At 72.1% G+C, this 13,686-nt stretch carries 14 protein-coding genes; 8 read left to right on the forward strand and 6 right to left on the reverse strand.

What is annotated here, in order from left to right:
• The first annotated feature begins 80 nt into the window (after positions 1 to 80).
• Positions 81 to 980 carry a serine protein kinase RIO gene (locus tag ACFQS2_RS02885; RefSeq protein ID WP_377015864.1) on the forward strand — a complete coding sequence of 300 codons (900 nt, stop codon included), beginning with the start codon at positions 81 to 83 and terminating at the stop codon, positions 978 to 980.
• A complete protein-coding gene (locus ACFQS2_RS02890) occupies positions 977 to 1,813 on the forward strand; it encodes a nucleotidyltransferase domain-containing protein (protein ID WP_377792687.1) in 837 nt (278 codons plus the stop codon). The genes ACFQS2_RS02885 and ACFQS2_RS02890 overlap by 4 nt, the downstream gene beginning before the upstream one ends.
• Positions 1,814 to 1,822: 9 nt before the next feature.
• On the opposite strand, the gene ACFQS2_RS02895 is transcribed toward ACFQS2_RS02890, so the two are convergent.
• The 5 genes from ACFQS2_RS02895 to ACFQS2_RS02915 are packed head-to-tail and all read right to left on the reverse strand — an operon-like array spanning position 1,823 to position 4,967.
• Positions 1,823 to 2,329 (reverse strand): DUF1992 domain-containing protein, encoded by a 507-nt coding sequence (locus tag ACFQS2_RS02895; protein ID WP_377792688.1) that lies wholly within the window; start codon positions 2,327 to 2,329, stop codon positions 1,823 to 1,825.
• Positions 2,326 to 2,793, reverse strand: a complete 468-nt coding sequence (locus ACFQS2_RS02900) for an SRPBCC family protein (RefSeq protein ID WP_377792689.1) — start codon at positions 2,791 to 2,793, stop codon at positions 2,326 to 2,328. The genes ACFQS2_RS02895 and ACFQS2_RS02900 overlap by 4 nt, the downstream gene beginning before the upstream one ends.
• A 17-nt stretch (positions 2,794 to 2,810) precedes the next feature.
• A complete protein-coding gene (locus ACFQS2_RS02905) occupies positions 2,811 to 3,851 on the reverse strand; it encodes a GNAT family N-acetyltransferase (protein ID WP_377015856.1) in 1,041 nt (346 codons plus the stop codon).
• A gap of 46 nt (positions 3,852 to 3,897) precedes the next feature.
• Positions 3,898 to 4,377, reverse strand: a complete 480-nt coding sequence (locus tag ACFQS2_RS02910; protein WP_377015854.1) for a DUF1648 domain-containing protein — start codon at positions 4,375 to 4,377, stop codon at positions 3,898 to 3,900.
• Positions 4,374 to 4,967, reverse strand: coding sequence for an isochorismatase family protein (locus tag ACFQS2_RS02915; protein ID WP_377015852.1), 594 nt, complete (start codon positions 4,965 to 4,967; stop codon positions 4,374 to 4,376). Before ACFQS2_RS02915 ends, ACFQS2_RS02910 begins: the two co-directional genes overlap by 4 nt.
• Positions 4,968 to 4,993: 26 nt before the next feature.
• On the opposite strand from ACFQS2_RS02915, the gene ACFQS2_RS02920 reads away from it, so the two are divergent.
• A complete protein-coding gene (locus ACFQS2_RS02920) occupies positions 4,994 to 7,108 on the forward strand; it encodes an FAD-dependent oxidoreductase (protein ID WP_377015850.1) in 2,115 nt (704 codons plus the stop codon).
• A gap of 32 nt (positions 7,109 to 7,140) precedes the next feature.
• On the forward strand, positions 7,141 to 7,632 hold the full coding sequence (locus ACFQS2_RS02925) for a nucleoside deaminase (RefSeq protein ID WP_377015848.1): 492 nt from the start codon (positions 7,141 to 7,143) through the stop codon (positions 7,630 to 7,632).
• A 75-nt stretch (positions 7,633 to 7,707) separates the two neighbouring features.
• On the opposite strand, the gene ACFQS2_RS02930 is transcribed toward ACFQS2_RS02925, so the two are convergent.
• Complete coding sequence (locus ACFQS2_RS02930) at positions 7,708 to 9,645, reverse strand: penicillin-binding transpeptidase domain-containing protein (RefSeq protein WP_377792690.1); 1,938 nt, start codon at positions 9,643 to 9,645, stop codon at positions 7,708 to 7,710.
• 77 nt (positions 9,646 to 9,722) lie between these two features.
• On the opposite strand from ACFQS2_RS02930, the gene ACFQS2_RS02935 reads away from it, so the two are divergent.
• The 4 genes from ACFQS2_RS02935 (at position 9,723) to ACFQS2_RS02950 (ending at position 13,662) form a co-directional block, all read left to right on the forward strand.
• The gene (locus tag ACFQS2_RS02935) at positions 9,723 to 10,634 is read left to right on the forward strand and encodes a PfkB family carbohydrate kinase (RefSeq protein WP_377015844.1); all 912 of its coding nucleotides are present in this window, start codon (positions 9,723 to 9,725) and stop codon (positions 10,632 to 10,634) included.
• A gap of 24 nt (positions 10,635 to 10,658) precedes the next feature.
• On the forward strand, positions 10,659 to 11,156 hold the full coding sequence (locus tag ACFQS2_RS02940) for a glutathione peroxidase (RefSeq protein WP_377015842.1): 498 nt from the start codon (positions 10,659 to 10,661) through the stop codon (positions 11,154 to 11,156).
• 66 nt (positions 11,157 to 11,222) lie between these two features.
• On the forward strand, positions 11,223 to 12,380 hold the full coding sequence (locus ACFQS2_RS02945; protein WP_377015840.1) for an SPFH domain-containing protein: 1,158 nt from the start codon (positions 11,223 to 11,225) through the stop codon (positions 12,378 to 12,380).
• A gap of 196 nt (positions 12,381 to 12,576) precedes the next feature.
• Positions 12,577 to 13,662: a hypothetical protein gene (locus tag ACFQS2_RS02950; RefSeq protein WP_377792691.1), complete on the forward strand. Its 1,086-nt coding sequence runs from the start codon at positions 12,577 to 12,579 to the stop codon at positions 13,660 to 13,662.
• Positions 13,663 to 13,686 lie beyond the last annotated feature (24 nt).

Raw genomic sequence — 13,686 nt, forward strand, 5'->3', positions numbered from 1 at the left:
GGAGCCCTGAGGGAAGGAGGAACTGATGGTTGTCGCCGTGCTGACCCCTGCCGTCCTTCCTACCCTCCAGGAGATCTGCCATGACCCCGTCCTTCGACCGGGACGACTTCTTCGCCAAGTCCCTTCTGACCGCCTACATCGCTGACCTCGACGAGGATCAGCGCTGGTCCACGTGGCCGGAGACCGCTCATACGCTGGATCGCGGCCCGCAGCCCTTCCCCGAGTGGGTCGTCCAGCACGACGGTGCGATCGACACCGAGCTGGGCATCCTCAAATCCGGCAAGGAGGCCGACGCCTTCCTGCTCGAGCGCGCCCTGCCCGAGGAGCACCGCACCGGCGCCGCCGGCGAGACGACCCTCATGGTCGCCAAGCGCTACCGCTCCCCCGAACACACCACATTCCACCGTTCCCACCAGTACACCGAGGGCCGTCGCACCAAGGATTCCCGCGAGGCCCGCGCCATCGCCAAGGGCACCGCGTTCGGCCGCCAGGTCGCGGCCGCGCAATGGGCCCGCACGGAGTTCGACGTGCTCGCCCGGCTGTGGTCCGCCGGCCTCCCGGTGCCCTTTCCCGTCCAGATCGTCGGCACGGAGGTGTGCATGGAGTTCATCGGCACCGATGACGAGCACGGCGCGGTCGCCGCCCCACGGTTGCAGGAGTGCCGGCCCACCCTCGAGGAAGCCGAACGCTGGGCGCGTCGGCTGCGAGACGTCGTGATCGACCTGGCCGAGCTGGGGCTGGTCCACGGCGACCTCTCCCCCTACAACGTCCTCGCCGACACCCGTCTCGCCGAGCCGGATCCGGTGGTGATCGACGTTCCGCAGGTCATCGACCTCGTCGCCAACCCGCACGGGAACGAGTTCCTGCGGCGGGACTGCGAGAACATGTGCACCTGGCTGCGAGCGCACGGAGCGCCGGCATCGGCCGCTGACCCGCAGGAGTGGTTCGAGGCCGCACAGCGCCGAGGAGGGCGACGATGATCAATGAGGACCGCCTGCGACGGGTCGCCGACGAGGTGACAGGAGTGCCCGGGATCGAGGCGGTCGTGCTCGGTGGCAGCCGCGCCCGCGGCACCCACCATGCCGGCTCCGACGTGGACCTCGGGCTCTATTACGAGGCGGCGACCCTCGATGTCGCGGCGCTGACCAGGGCGGCCCGTGGGGTCGTCGGCGCACCGGTCCAGGTCGCGGGGCCCGGTGGCTGGGGGCCGTGGGTGGACGGCGGCGCGTGGCTCGAGGTCGATGGGACGGCCGTCGACCTGATCCTGCGTGACGTGGAACGGGTGCGCGAGCAGCGTGACCGGGCGATCCGCGGCGAGATCGGATTCCACTGGCAGCTCGGCCATCCCCTGGGTTTCCTCGACGTCACCTATGCGGCGGAGATCGCCACCTGCCGCCCGTTGGCCGACCCCCGGCGCCTTGTGCCGCAACTGCGGGCGGGCCTGGACCCGTATCCTGCGCCGCTGCGGAAAGCGCTGCGAGAGAACCTGAGCAGTGCGAAGTTCCTCATGGGCGGTGTCGCAAAGGCGACCTCGCGCGGCGACGTCGGATACGTCCAGCTGTGCTGCGCCACCGCACTGATGTGGTGCGCTCTGTCCTGGCACGGAGAGGCCGACGTGTGGGTCACCAACGAGAAGGGTCTGATCCCGGCCGTCGCCTGGCTCCCACTGGACACGGGCGGCTTCGCGGAGAAGGCCAGTGCCGCGTTGGCTGCGATCGGCGCGGATCTCTCGGCCGACGGGCTCGCAGCGGCGGTCCGCGACGTGTCCGCGCTGGTCTCCGACACGCGCGAGACGCTGGCCGTGTCGGCCTGAGGCCCTCGGTCAGCTCCGGCCGAAGGGCCACCAGCGCCGGCGGGGCCGCGGCTTCTCCTCGGTCTCCGTCGGCTCCGGGGCCGGTCGGGCCGCGGCCGCGGCCTCGCGCAGCTCCCGCCAGCGCTTCGCGGCGTCCTCCGGGTACATCTCGGGCGCGATGGTGCGCTGCAGGGGATTCGCGCGCCGGTCGTCGTGGACGCGGCGCGTGTAGTCCTCGGCGTACTCGCGGGCGGCCTCCTCGGTGGGGAGCTCGGCGAGGGTCTCCTCGCGTCGTTCGAACTCTCGGCGCAGCAGCATGACCACCGGCAGCAGTGCGTCGCGGTCGATGTCCCCGTCCTGGACGCGCTGCCTGATCCACCAGTCCGGGTCGTGGGTGTCCGGCAGGTTCAGCGGCTTGCCGGCGCCGGGCAGGTCGTCGAAATCCCCACGGGCACGCGCCTGTTCGAGCGCGGATTCGACGCGGGCGACGTCTGGGGCCATCGGCGGCCGGCGGGGTCCGTCGGTCTCGCTCGTCATCCCTCGCCCTCCTCGACCAGCGAGGCCAGACGGTCGAGGGAGGCGCGCAACGAGTCCGCGGTGACGCCCTGCGCCGTGGACACGCGGTGCGGATCGCGCATGTCCGTCCAGTCGTAGGTGTGGATGACGCGCGTGCGATGCTCATCCACCGGCTCGAGGGACAGGGCCCAGATATGCCCTGGTGGATGTGTGCCCTCCTCGGCCGGCTTCCATGCGATCTCGCGGCCTTGCTCGAAGGCGACGACGTGGTTCTCGCGCACGGAGTCGATCGTCAGTCTGGTGCGGAACACGTCGCCGACGCCGCGCACGCGCTGGCCGTCCGCGGCCTCGGCGAGGTTGTCGTTGGCGTCCCAGCGGGGCTGCTGGGCCGGATCGGCGATCAGCTCGAAGAGCACGCTCGCGGGCGCCGCGATCACGCGTGAGACGCTGACGACGCGGTCTGCCTCTGCCCTGCCCTGGGTCATGTCCCTATCGTGCCACCTCAGAGCTGCGGGCGTCCCTGCAGGGCGATCTCGCGGTAGGCGACCTGGTACCCGAGCTTCTCGTTGATGGCGATCATCCACGGGTTCACGTGCGAGTTCCACGTGACCAGCGCCCGCACCTGCGGGGCGCGCTCGCGCAGCTGACGGTGGGTGGCGACCTTGAGCGCCAGTCCCAGTCGGTGCCCGCGATGCTCGGGCATCACCAGGGTGTTCTCCTGCCATGCCACGGTGGTGCGCGGGGACCGTTGGACGTGGATCTCGGAGTTGCCGACGAAGCTGCCGTCCGGGGCGACGGCGACCGCCAGGATCGGCCGCACCCCGATCTCGCGCAGCCGTTTCTCGATGATGCGGATCCGCTCCGGTGTGTACTCCGGCGCCTCATGCTCGACGTCCTCGTCCGGCTCGTCGAGCTCGAGCTGCCGCAGCAGCACCCCGTAGGCCTCGAGGTGTTGCTCGGGCACGCCCTCGTCCCACAGCTCGACCCCGTAGTCGCCCAGTTTCTCCTCGGCCTCCGCCTGCAGCCGGTCCAACAGCTGCTCCTCCAGGGGCAGGGCGAGGGTGCGGCAGACGGCGACGTTCTTGCGCGTGATGCCCAACCGCGCGGCCAGGCGGTTGACCGGCTGGGCGGGGTCGTCGACATCCCCGTCGGCCGGGATCTCCCCGTAGGCCTCCACCAGGCTGCGCCCGGACTCCCGGATCGCGGGGATCAGCGCCTCCTCGAGCAGGGCCGTGGCGACGCCGTGACCGCGGAAGGCGGGGTGCACGGCGACGGCGACGGAGATCGTCTCGAGGTTCTCCTGCTGCGGCAGGTAGACCGAGGCACGGCCGACGATCGTCTCGCCACCCTCCATCAGCTCGGTCACGGCGACCCAGCGCCGGGTGCGGTAGTACGGGGAGTCCTGCAGCGAGGCCCTGCGCTGCTGGACCGTGAACGCCTCGCTGCCGCCGTAGTTGGCCTCGTCCAGCGCTTCGTCCAGAGCGTTGTACTGGACGAGGTCGACGTGGGAGAGAGCCTCCAGGGGCCGGATCGAGAAGCGCATGGAGAAAAGTGGACCACACGCGATCCGTGCAGGTCGACGTAAATTCTCAGCGGACGCGGACCATCCGGATGATGCCCGTCACCACGGCGATCACCGTCACCACCAGACCGACCACGAGCGCCGGCCGGCCGGCACCTCCGGTGACGGACAGAATGATGCCGAGGTAGATCGACTGGAGTCCCAGAAGGATCACGACGAGAAGCCGTTCACCCTCGCGATAGAGGCGCTGAGCGTTCTGCTCGGTCACCGCTATCGGATAGTTCAGCAGCCGAGGCCGCGTCGAGAGCCAGGCGATGAGCGCGGACAGCACGATCATCACGCCGGCGAGCACCAGCACGCTCACCTTGCTGCCGTGCTCATCAGGGTTGCCCTGGGCCCCGAAGTGCGTCGGGACCGTATCCGGGAGGGAGGGATAACGGACCAGGACCCAGCCGGTCAATGCCGCGGTGATCAGCAGTGCGACGCCGCGCAGGACCCGCACTGCCGCCCCGGCGGCCTCGGTCCGTGCCGGCCGCGGGGACGTCACGCGAGCTGCACCCCGGCCTCCGCGAGCTCCGCCTCGAGCTGCTCGTTGCCGGCGGGGTGCACGGCGGCGGTGAGACGGCGCAGGACCCGCACCGGGGCGCCGGTGGCGACCGCACCGAGGGCGGTGGCGCGCACGCAGAAGTCGTAGGCCAGGCCCACCACGTCGACCTGATCCCAGTCGCCGGATCCGATCAGCTGCTGCACACTCTCCTCGGTCCCGACGGTGGCGCCCTCGAGGGCGCTGTAGGAGGGGATGCCGTACCCCTTGCGGGCGATCTCGATGCGGCCCACGTCAGCGACCAGTGCCTCGATCTCGGGATGGAACTCGGCACCGCGGGTGCCGGCCACGCAGTGCACGGGCCAGGTCTCGGAGAAGTCGGGCTCGGCCGGCGGGGTCGCGAAGTGGCCGCCGTTGTCGGTGTCGCCGCGGTGCCAGTCCTGGGTGGCGAGGATCCGGTCGTAGTCGGCGGCGTGCTCGCGCACGAACTCGGCAGTCCGGGCCGCGACGGCCGAGCCGCCGTCCACGGCGAGCGCGCCGCCCTCGCAGAAGTCGTTCTGGACGTCGACGATGATCAGCAGTCTCCGGCTCATGCGGCCCAGCCTGGCACAATCGCCGCATGTCCGCGCCGCTTCCCCGCCCGACCGTCGGCCCTCCCTCGCCCACCGCGCTGTCGAGGCTGCTCTCGCCGCTGGACCTGGGGCGTTTCGAGGTGCGCAACCGGATCGTCATGGGGTCCATGCACGTCGGCCTCGAGGATCAGCCGCGGGAGGCGAAGAAGCTTGCGGCCTACCTCGGCGAGCGCGCCCGGGGCGGAGCGGGACTGATCGTCACCGGCGGCTACTCCCCGGACCGCACCGGCCGGCTCACGCCGCGCGGCGCCCAGGCCGACGCCCGCACGCTGCGGGCCCACGATGTCATCACCCGCGAGGTCCATGAGGCCGACGGGCGGATCATCCTGCAGCTGCTACACGCGGGCCGGTACGCCTTCCATCCGCTGGCGGCCTCCGCCCACGCCGGCCGCTCCCCCATCTCCCCGTTCCGCTCGCGCCGCCTGACCCGCCGCGGCGTCGGCCGCACCGTGGAGCACTTCGCCGCCGCCGCCCACCGGGCGGTCGAGGCCGGGTACGACGGGGTCGAGATCATGGGCTCGGAGGGATACCTGCTGAACCAGTTCCTGGTCCCCGCCACGAATCGGCGCCGCGACCGCTGGGGCCGTGGGCCCGAGGGCCGACGGGCACTGCCGCTGGCGATCGCGGCCGCGGTGCGCGAGGCGATCGGGGACGACGCCCTGCTCAGCTACCGCATCTCGCTGCTGGACCTGGTGCCGGACGGGCAGACGTGGGAGGAGACCGTCGCCCTGGCCCGTGGCCTGACCGAGCGCGGCGTGGATGTGCTCTCGACCGGCATCGGCTGGCACGAGGCCCGCGTGCCCACCGTCGTCACCTCGGTCCCGCGGGCCGCCTTCGCCGAGCAGACCGGGATGCTGCGCGAGGCGGTCGACGCGCCCGTGATCGCCTCGAACCGGATCCACGACCCGGCGGTCGCCGAGCGCGTGCTGGCCGAGGGCCGGGCGGACCTGATCTCCATGGCGCGGCCGCTGCTCGCCGATCCGCAGCTGCCGGCGAAGCTGGCCGACGGCCGCGCCTCGCAGGTGGTCGCCTGCATCTCCTGCAACCAGGCCTGCCTGGACAAGGTGTTCGAGGGCAAGCGGGCCAGCTGCCTGGTCAACCCGCGCGCCGGCCACGAGACCGAGCTGGAGCTGACTCCGGTGATCCAGCGCCGCGCCCGCAAGGTGGCCGTCGTCGGCGCCGGGCCCGCCGGGCTCGAGGCGGCCGTGACCGCCGCCCAGCGCGGCCATGTGGTCACCCTGTTCGAGGCCACCGAGGAGATCGGCGGGCAGCTGCGACTGGCCGCCCGCATCCCCGGCAAGGAGGACTACGCCCAGGCCCTGCAGTCCTGGCGGATGCGGCTGGCCGCGGCCGGCGTGGGGATCCGGCTCGGGACCCGGCCGTCGGCCCGGGACCTGACGGGCTTCCACGATGTCGTCGTCGCCACCGGGGTCGAGCCGCGCGTGGTGGACCTGCCCGGCTTCGCCCCGGGCAGCTCCGAGGGCGGGCCGGACGTGGTCAGCTACGCCGATCTGCTCGAGGGCCGCGCCGAGGCCGGCGAGCGGGTCGCGATCATCGGTGCCGGCGGTATCGGCGTGGACGTCGCGGAGTTCCTCTCCTCCCCGCGCCCGTCGCCGACGCTGGATGCTGCGGCATGGAAAGCGCATTGGGGCATCGTCGATCCCGATCAGCAGCGCGGAGGGGTGGTGCCGCGCCGGCGCGACGGAGACGGTGATCCGGCCGACGGGCGGCTGGCCCGCGAGATCCACCTGCTCCAGCGCAAGCAGACCCGGATCGGGGCGAGCCTGGGGCGGACGACCGGCTGGGTCCACCGCGCCGAGCTGCGCCGGGCCGGGGTGATCCAGCATCGCGGCGTCTCCTACCGGCGGATCGATGCCGACGGGCTGCACCTCGTGGAGGACGGCGAGGAGCAGGTCCTGGAGGTGGACACCGTGGTGGTCTGCGCGGGGCAGATCAGCGTGGACGAGTTGGCCGGCGAGGTCCGCGAGGCCCGGCGGGGTCGCACGCCGCGGGTCCACGTGATCGGCGGGGCCGACCTCGCCGTCGAGCTCGACGCGGAGCGCGCCATCCGCCAGGCGGTCGAGGTCGCGGTGGCCATCTGAGGGGATCGCGCATCTGAGGGGATACTGGCCACATGAACCCTCCCAGCACCCTCACGCCGTACGACGAGGAACTGCTCGCCCGCGCCGTCGACCTGGCGAGCGCGAACGTCGCTTCCGGAGGCGGCCCCTTCGGAGCGGTGGTCCGCACCGCCGACGGCCGCCTCGTCGACGGCACGAACCGGGTGACCGCGACGCTCGATCCCACCGCGCACGCCGAGGTGATGGCGATCCGGGCCGCCTGCCAGGAGCTCGGCACGTTCGAGCTGACCGGCGCGGTGCTCTACGCGAGCTGCGAGCCGTGCCCGATGTGCCTGGCCTCGGCGCTGTGGGCCCGCGTGGACCGGGTCGTGTTCGCCGCCGATCGGGCCGACGCCGCTCGCGCGGGCTTCGATGACGCCGCGTTCTACGAGTTCTTCGAATCGCCCGGCCACCGCGCCCTGCTGCCGACGGAGCAGAGCCGTCCCGCGCAGGCGCTCGAGCCGTTCGAAGCGTGGCAAGCACTCGAGGACCGCACCGAGTACTGAGGCTAGGTCTCGGGGTCACGAAGTCTCGGGCTCCGGGGACGCCGACGCCCTGGTCTCGGGGTGCTGAGGTCGCGATCAGCTCGCCTGGGCGCCCTCGAGCACTTCGCGGGCGATCGGGCCGGCGGTGACCGAGCCGTAGCTGCCGTCCTCGACGAAGGCGGCGACGACCAGGTCGCCCTGGGCGACGATGACCCACGAGTGCAGCGCCAGATCACCGTTCTCGTCGGTGTACTCGGCCGTGCCCGTCTTGCCGATGACCGGGTCGCCGGGCATGTCCGCGAAGTCGTCGAGGCTGCCGTCGGTGACGACGCCGCGCAGCAGTTCCTGCATCTGGGACGTCTCGTCCTCGGTCAGCGGAGTCGGCACCTCGGCCGGGGCGGAGTCGTCGTCGGCGAGGATGCGGGGGCTGACGGTACTGCCGTTCTGTACGCTGGCCAGCACGGTCGCCATCGCCAGCGGCGAGGTCAGCACGCGGCCCTGGCCCATCATCGCGGCGGCGTGCTCGGTGCCGGTGTCCTCCGGGTCGATCGAGCCCATGAACGCCTCCAGGCCGTCGGGGGCCTCCTGGCCGATGCCGAGGGTGGTCGCGGCGTCGGCCAGCGAGCTCTGGTCGACGGTGTCGTACTGCAGCAGCATCGCCGTGTTGCAGGAGTGGGCGATCGCCTGGCGCAGCGGCATCGACCCGAACAGGTCCGGCGAGAGCGAGTCGGCGTTCTTGAAGCTGCGGCCCTCCACGGTGGCCGTCTCGGGGCACTCGACGGTGGAGTCCGGGGTGAGCCCGGCGCGCAGCAGCGACAGGGCGGTGACCGTCTTGAACGTCGATCCGGGCGCGTACTGGCCCACCAGGCCGATCGGGTATTCCTGGCCCGTCGGGCCCAGCGCGGAGGCGAGGACGTCCCCGGTCGAGGGCTGCATCGCGATCACCGCGCTGGGGGCGTCCTCGTCGGCGATGGCGTCGGTGGCCAGGCGCTGCAGGTCATCGTCCAGCGTGGTGGCCACGTCGGTGCCGTCGGTCGGTTCGACCGTGTGCAGGGAGCGCTCGCTGCCCGTCTCGGAGTCGACGGCGACGACGTCCACGCCGGGTGTGCCGACCAGTTCGTCGTGGCGAGCGGAGACGACGCCGCCGGTGGCCACGTAGTCGCCGGCCTCGATCTCCCCGTCGGAGCCGTCGATGTCCTCCTTGGTGGCCTCCCGCAGGGAACCGAGCACGCCCGGGGCGTAGTCGCGCTCGGCCGCCAGCGGCTGGCTCTGCTCGAGGGCGCGATAGCCGGTGATGTCCTCCGCCTCGCCGAGGGGGTAGTTCCCCTCGTCCTCGGCGCGGATGGTCAGTGCGGGCACGAAGGCGTCGTCCCCGTAGTCGGCGACCTTCTGGGCGTAGTTGTCGGCGTTGATGCCGAGCAGTCCGGCGAGGTCCCGCGCGGTGGCCTCCGGGTCCGCGCCGTCCAGGAGCGTCTTGTCCAGGCCGAGCACGCGGACGTCGCGGGGACCGTAGAGGTCGGTGCCCTCGCGGTCGGTGACGGTGCCCATGGTCGGCTGGAGGGTCTTCGCCTCCAGGTGCTCGGTGGCGGTCAGGCCCGGGGCATACGTCTCCGGGCTGAGGTCCGCGGCCCAGCCCTCGCCGGTGCGCTCGAGGGTGGCCTCGGTGGTGTAGCTCCAGGTCCCGGCCTCGTGCGGGAGTGTCCAGGTCCACTCCAGGGTGGCGGTGCGGGTCCCGTCCTCGGCGGTGCCGGGATCGGTGAGCTCGACCTGCGGCGGGGCGTCGGTGGCCTCCAGCAGCGGCCCGAGGATGCGCTCGTGCTCCTCCGCGGCGGCGGCCGGGTCATCGCCGGTCAGCGGGACGTCGGCGAAGTCGCCCGCGGGCAGCGCCGCGGCCAGGGCGCGCGCCTCGTCCTCGCCGCTGCCGAAGCGGTCGCGCCACAGGATGACGGCGAGCACGAGGGCTGCGATCACGGCGACGGCGAGGGCGATGAGCAGCGGCGCCCGGCGGCGGGAGCGGGCAGGTGAGGCGTCCATGGTCGTATCGTCCAGCTTCCGGCGCCGTCCGTCCACACGGGCCACGCCGCGGACACTGCGCCGCCTACACTCACCCCATGGCCCGCGTCCTGCACACCGCCCAGGCGCTCGTCGACGTCGTCGTCGAGGTGGACGAGCTGCCCCCGCGCGGCGGCAACGCCAACGCCCGCAGCGAGCACCACTACGCCGGGGGCGCGGTGACCACGCTGGTCGCCGCCGCTCGCACCGGTGCCGAGGCGGTCCACGGCGGCGCGCACGGCGTCGGCCCCCATGGCGACCTGATCCGCCGGGCACTGGCGGCCGACGCGGTGGCGCTGTCCGACGAGCCGCGCCGGAGCCAGGACACCGGCCACTGCCTGGTGCTGCTGGAACCGTCGGCCGAACGCACCTTCGTGACCGTCTACGGCGCGGAGCGGGAGATCACCGCGCAGTCGCTGGGGACGCTCGCGCCAAGGCCGGGCGACCTGCTGTGCCTGTCGGGGTACAGCCTGTTCGAGCCCACTCGGGAACCGCTGCTGGAGTTCCTGGAGACCGTGCCCGCGGGCGTGGAGGTGGTGCTGGATCCCGGCGCGCCGTTTTCGACGTTCCCGCGCGAGGTGCAAGAGCGCGTGCTCGCGCGCACCACTGTGTGGACGTCCAACGCCGAGGAGGCCCGGGCGCTGACCGGGCTCGACGCCCTGGAGGACACCCCGGAGGCGCTGCGGCGGCGCATCGGCTCGCAGTGCGTCGTGGTGGTGCGGGACGGCGCGCGCGGCTGCATCGTCTTCCACCACGGCCGGGGCACCGAGATCCCCGCCTTCCCCCGCACCCCCGTCGACACCAACGGCGCCGGCGACACCCACACCGGGGTGCTGCTGGCCGAGCGTGCCTGCGGCGCCGACTGGGAGTCCGCCGCCACCCGCGCGAACGCCGCCGCCGCGATCGCCGTGACCCGGAGGGGACCGCAGAGCGCCCCCACCCGGGACGAGGTCGACGCGTTCCTGTCCTGAGCCCCGCCCGCCTACGATGATCCGATGGGCACCCTCGACGCGTCGACGTTCCACGACTTCCGGGCGCGGACCATCGACGGCGAATGCCGTGAGATGAGCGAGTACCGCGGGCAGCTGGTGCTGGTGGTCAACACCGCCACCGAGTGCGCCTTCACCCCGCAGCTGCAGGGCCTGCAGTGCCTCCACGACCGCTTCGGCGAGCACGGCTTCACGGTCCTCGGCTTCCCCTCGGACCAGTTCCACCAGGACCCCGGCACCGATGCGGAGACCCGGGAGTTCTGCACCTCCACCTACGACGTCAGCTTCCCGCTGTTCTCCAAGGTCGACGTCAACGGCCCCGACGCGCACCCGCTGTGGCAGTGGATCCGCCAGCAGAAGGCGGGCGTGATGGGCGGCCGGATCGCCTGGAACTTCACGAAGTTCCTCGTCGCCCCCGACGGCAGCGTGCTGCGCCGCTACGCCCCGCCGGTGCCGCCGGTGCGCATCGCCCGGCGGATCGAGATGGAGCTCGGCCTGCGCTGAGGCACGGTGCGAACGCCCAGGTTGGTAACCTGGGCCACAACACCATCCCTCGTGAAAGGGGAACCCATGGAAGGCGTCATCATCTTCCTCGTCCTGGCCGTCGGCGTCATCATCGCCCTGGCCATCATCGCGGCGCTGCTGTTCGGCGGCCTGCGCACCTCGTTGATGTTCACGGTGCACTCCCGTGAAGCGGTCATCGTCGAGCGCTTCGGGAAGTTCCGCCGAGTCGCGCACGCCGGTCTGAACTTCAAGGCGCCCTTCATCGACAACATCACCAAGCCGATCTCGCTGCGCGTCCAGCAGCTCGAGGTCAACATCGAGTCCAAGACCAAGGACAACGTGTTCGTCACCGTCCCGGTGGCGGTGCAGTACGTGATCAAGGAAGAACAGGTCGTCGACGCGTACTACAAGCTGTCCAACCCCGAGGCGCAGATCCGCTCCTACGTGTTCGACACCGTGCGCTCGGCCCTGTCCAGCCTCGAGCTGGACGCCGCGTTCGAGTCGAAGGACGACATCGCCTACAGCGTCGAACAGACCCTGTCGGCCCGCATGCAGGAGTTCGGCTTCAACATCATCAACACCCTGGTCCAGGACATCTCCCCGGACCAGCGGGTGCGCGATTCGATGAACTCCATCAACGCCGCCCAGCGCGACCGGGTCGCCGCGCAGTCCCTGGCCGAGGCCGACAAGATCAAGCGCGTCACCCAGGCCCAGGCCGAGGCCGAGTCCAAGCGCCTCCAGGGTGAGGGCGTGGCCGGCCAGCGCAAGGCGATCGCCCTCGGTATCGCCGAGCAGTACGAGATGCTGCGCAAGGTGGGCATCGAGAACTCGGCCGAGCAGCTGCTGCTGATGACCCAGTACTTCGACACCATGCAGGACGTGGCCCGCAACGGCCGTTCCAACGTGCTCTACCTGCCCTCGAACCCGGGCGCGGTGGGCAACATGGGCGAGGAGATCCGCACCGCGATGCTGCAGTCCCAGGCCGCGGCGCAGGCCGATCAGGACGCCGATGTCGCCGACGCCGCGAACCGCGAGCGGATCTCGGCCGATCAGCTGCGCGAGCAGGAGCAGGCCCGCGCCGAACGTGCTCGCAGCGAGGCCGAGCGCCGCGCCCGCGAGGCCCAGAACCAGGCTCGCCGCGCGGCCGAGCAGGCGCAGGACTCCGGCTACCCCGGTGGCGACCAGCCGCCGTGGGCGCACCCGGGGTCCGCGAACCAGGGCTGACCCACTCGCCGGCCGGGCCCGGGACGCTGCATGCGTCCCGGGCCCTGCTGTGTCCGGGCCGTGTTGCGCGGGCCGTGCTGCGTCCGGGCCCTCCGTCGAAAGTCGAGGCCGGCCGGTGCCGGATGCCGACTGCCGACGGTCCGCGCCGCACCCGTCGGCAGATGACTCGCGCGCCTGGGGGCGATGAGATGCAGGCATGACCGCTCCCGCTGCTGAGACCACGACCCCTCCCCTCGACTCCTCCCCGGCCGACGGCGGCGACTACTCGGCCGAGAAGCGCATCGGCCGGCTCGCCGTCATCATGCTGGGCTGGTGGGCGCACGGCGGCGTGCGCTTCCTGCTGGCCGCCGCGATGCTGTACTACGGCTTCGCGAAGCTGGTCCTGGGCCAGTTCGGCGTCGCGGACGCGGGCGGCGCCCTCATCGCCCAGGGCGAGATGAGCCCGATGGGGATGCTGTGGCGGATGGTCGCCTTCTCCCCGCTGTTCCAGGTCCTGGCCGGGCTCGCCGAGTTCGGCGCCGCCATCGCCCTGCTGTGGCGCCGCTCCGTGCCGCTGGGTGCCGTCATCGCCGCCGGTTCGATGGCCCTGGTGTTCGTGCTGAACCTCGGCTACGACGTGCCGGTCAAGCAGATCTCGCTGGCACTGCTGATCATGGCGCTGATCGTGCTGATCCCCTGGATGCCGCGGCTGACCCGGGCTTTCGTCGGGCGTGGGGAGATCCCGCGCGGCCCCCTGCCGACCCTGGTCCCGTGGCGTCCCCTGGCCCGGGTCACCGACGTCTTGGGACCGATCGCCGCTCTCGGTCTGGTGGCGCTGATCGGGTACGGGGTGAGCCAGATGTATCCCGAGCGCACCACCGACGAGTCCGCGCCGGCCGGGGTGTGGAGCGTCCAGGAGGACACCGCCGAGCCCGCCGCCCAGCTCGCCGATGACGACCGCTGGAGCCGGGTGGCCTTCGGCTCGACGCTGTACGGGGACGCCGCCCAGGCCCAGCTGCGACTGGCCAGCGGCGACCTTTTGACCGGTCAGTACCGGCGCACCGGGGACTCCGCCGTCGAGCTCGAGCTGCGGCCGCTGCGGGAGGCCGGCCAGTCGGTGGCCGACTATGCGGACACCGAGCCCCGGACCCTCACCCTGGCTGTCGAGGAGCGGGCCGACGGGACGCTGCACGTCACCGGCGACGGCGTGGACCTCGTGCTCGCCCCGGATCCCTCCGGGTCGATGCTGTACGACCGCGGCTTCAGCTGGGGCATCCGCGCGGACGACCCGTTCAACCGGTGAGCACCGACCGCTGATCGGCCCCGG

This window comes from Brachybacterium sp. GCM10030267, assembly GCF_042666875.1.
GTDB lineage: Bacteria > Actinomycetota > Actinomycetes > Actinomycetales > Dermabacteraceae > Brachybacterium.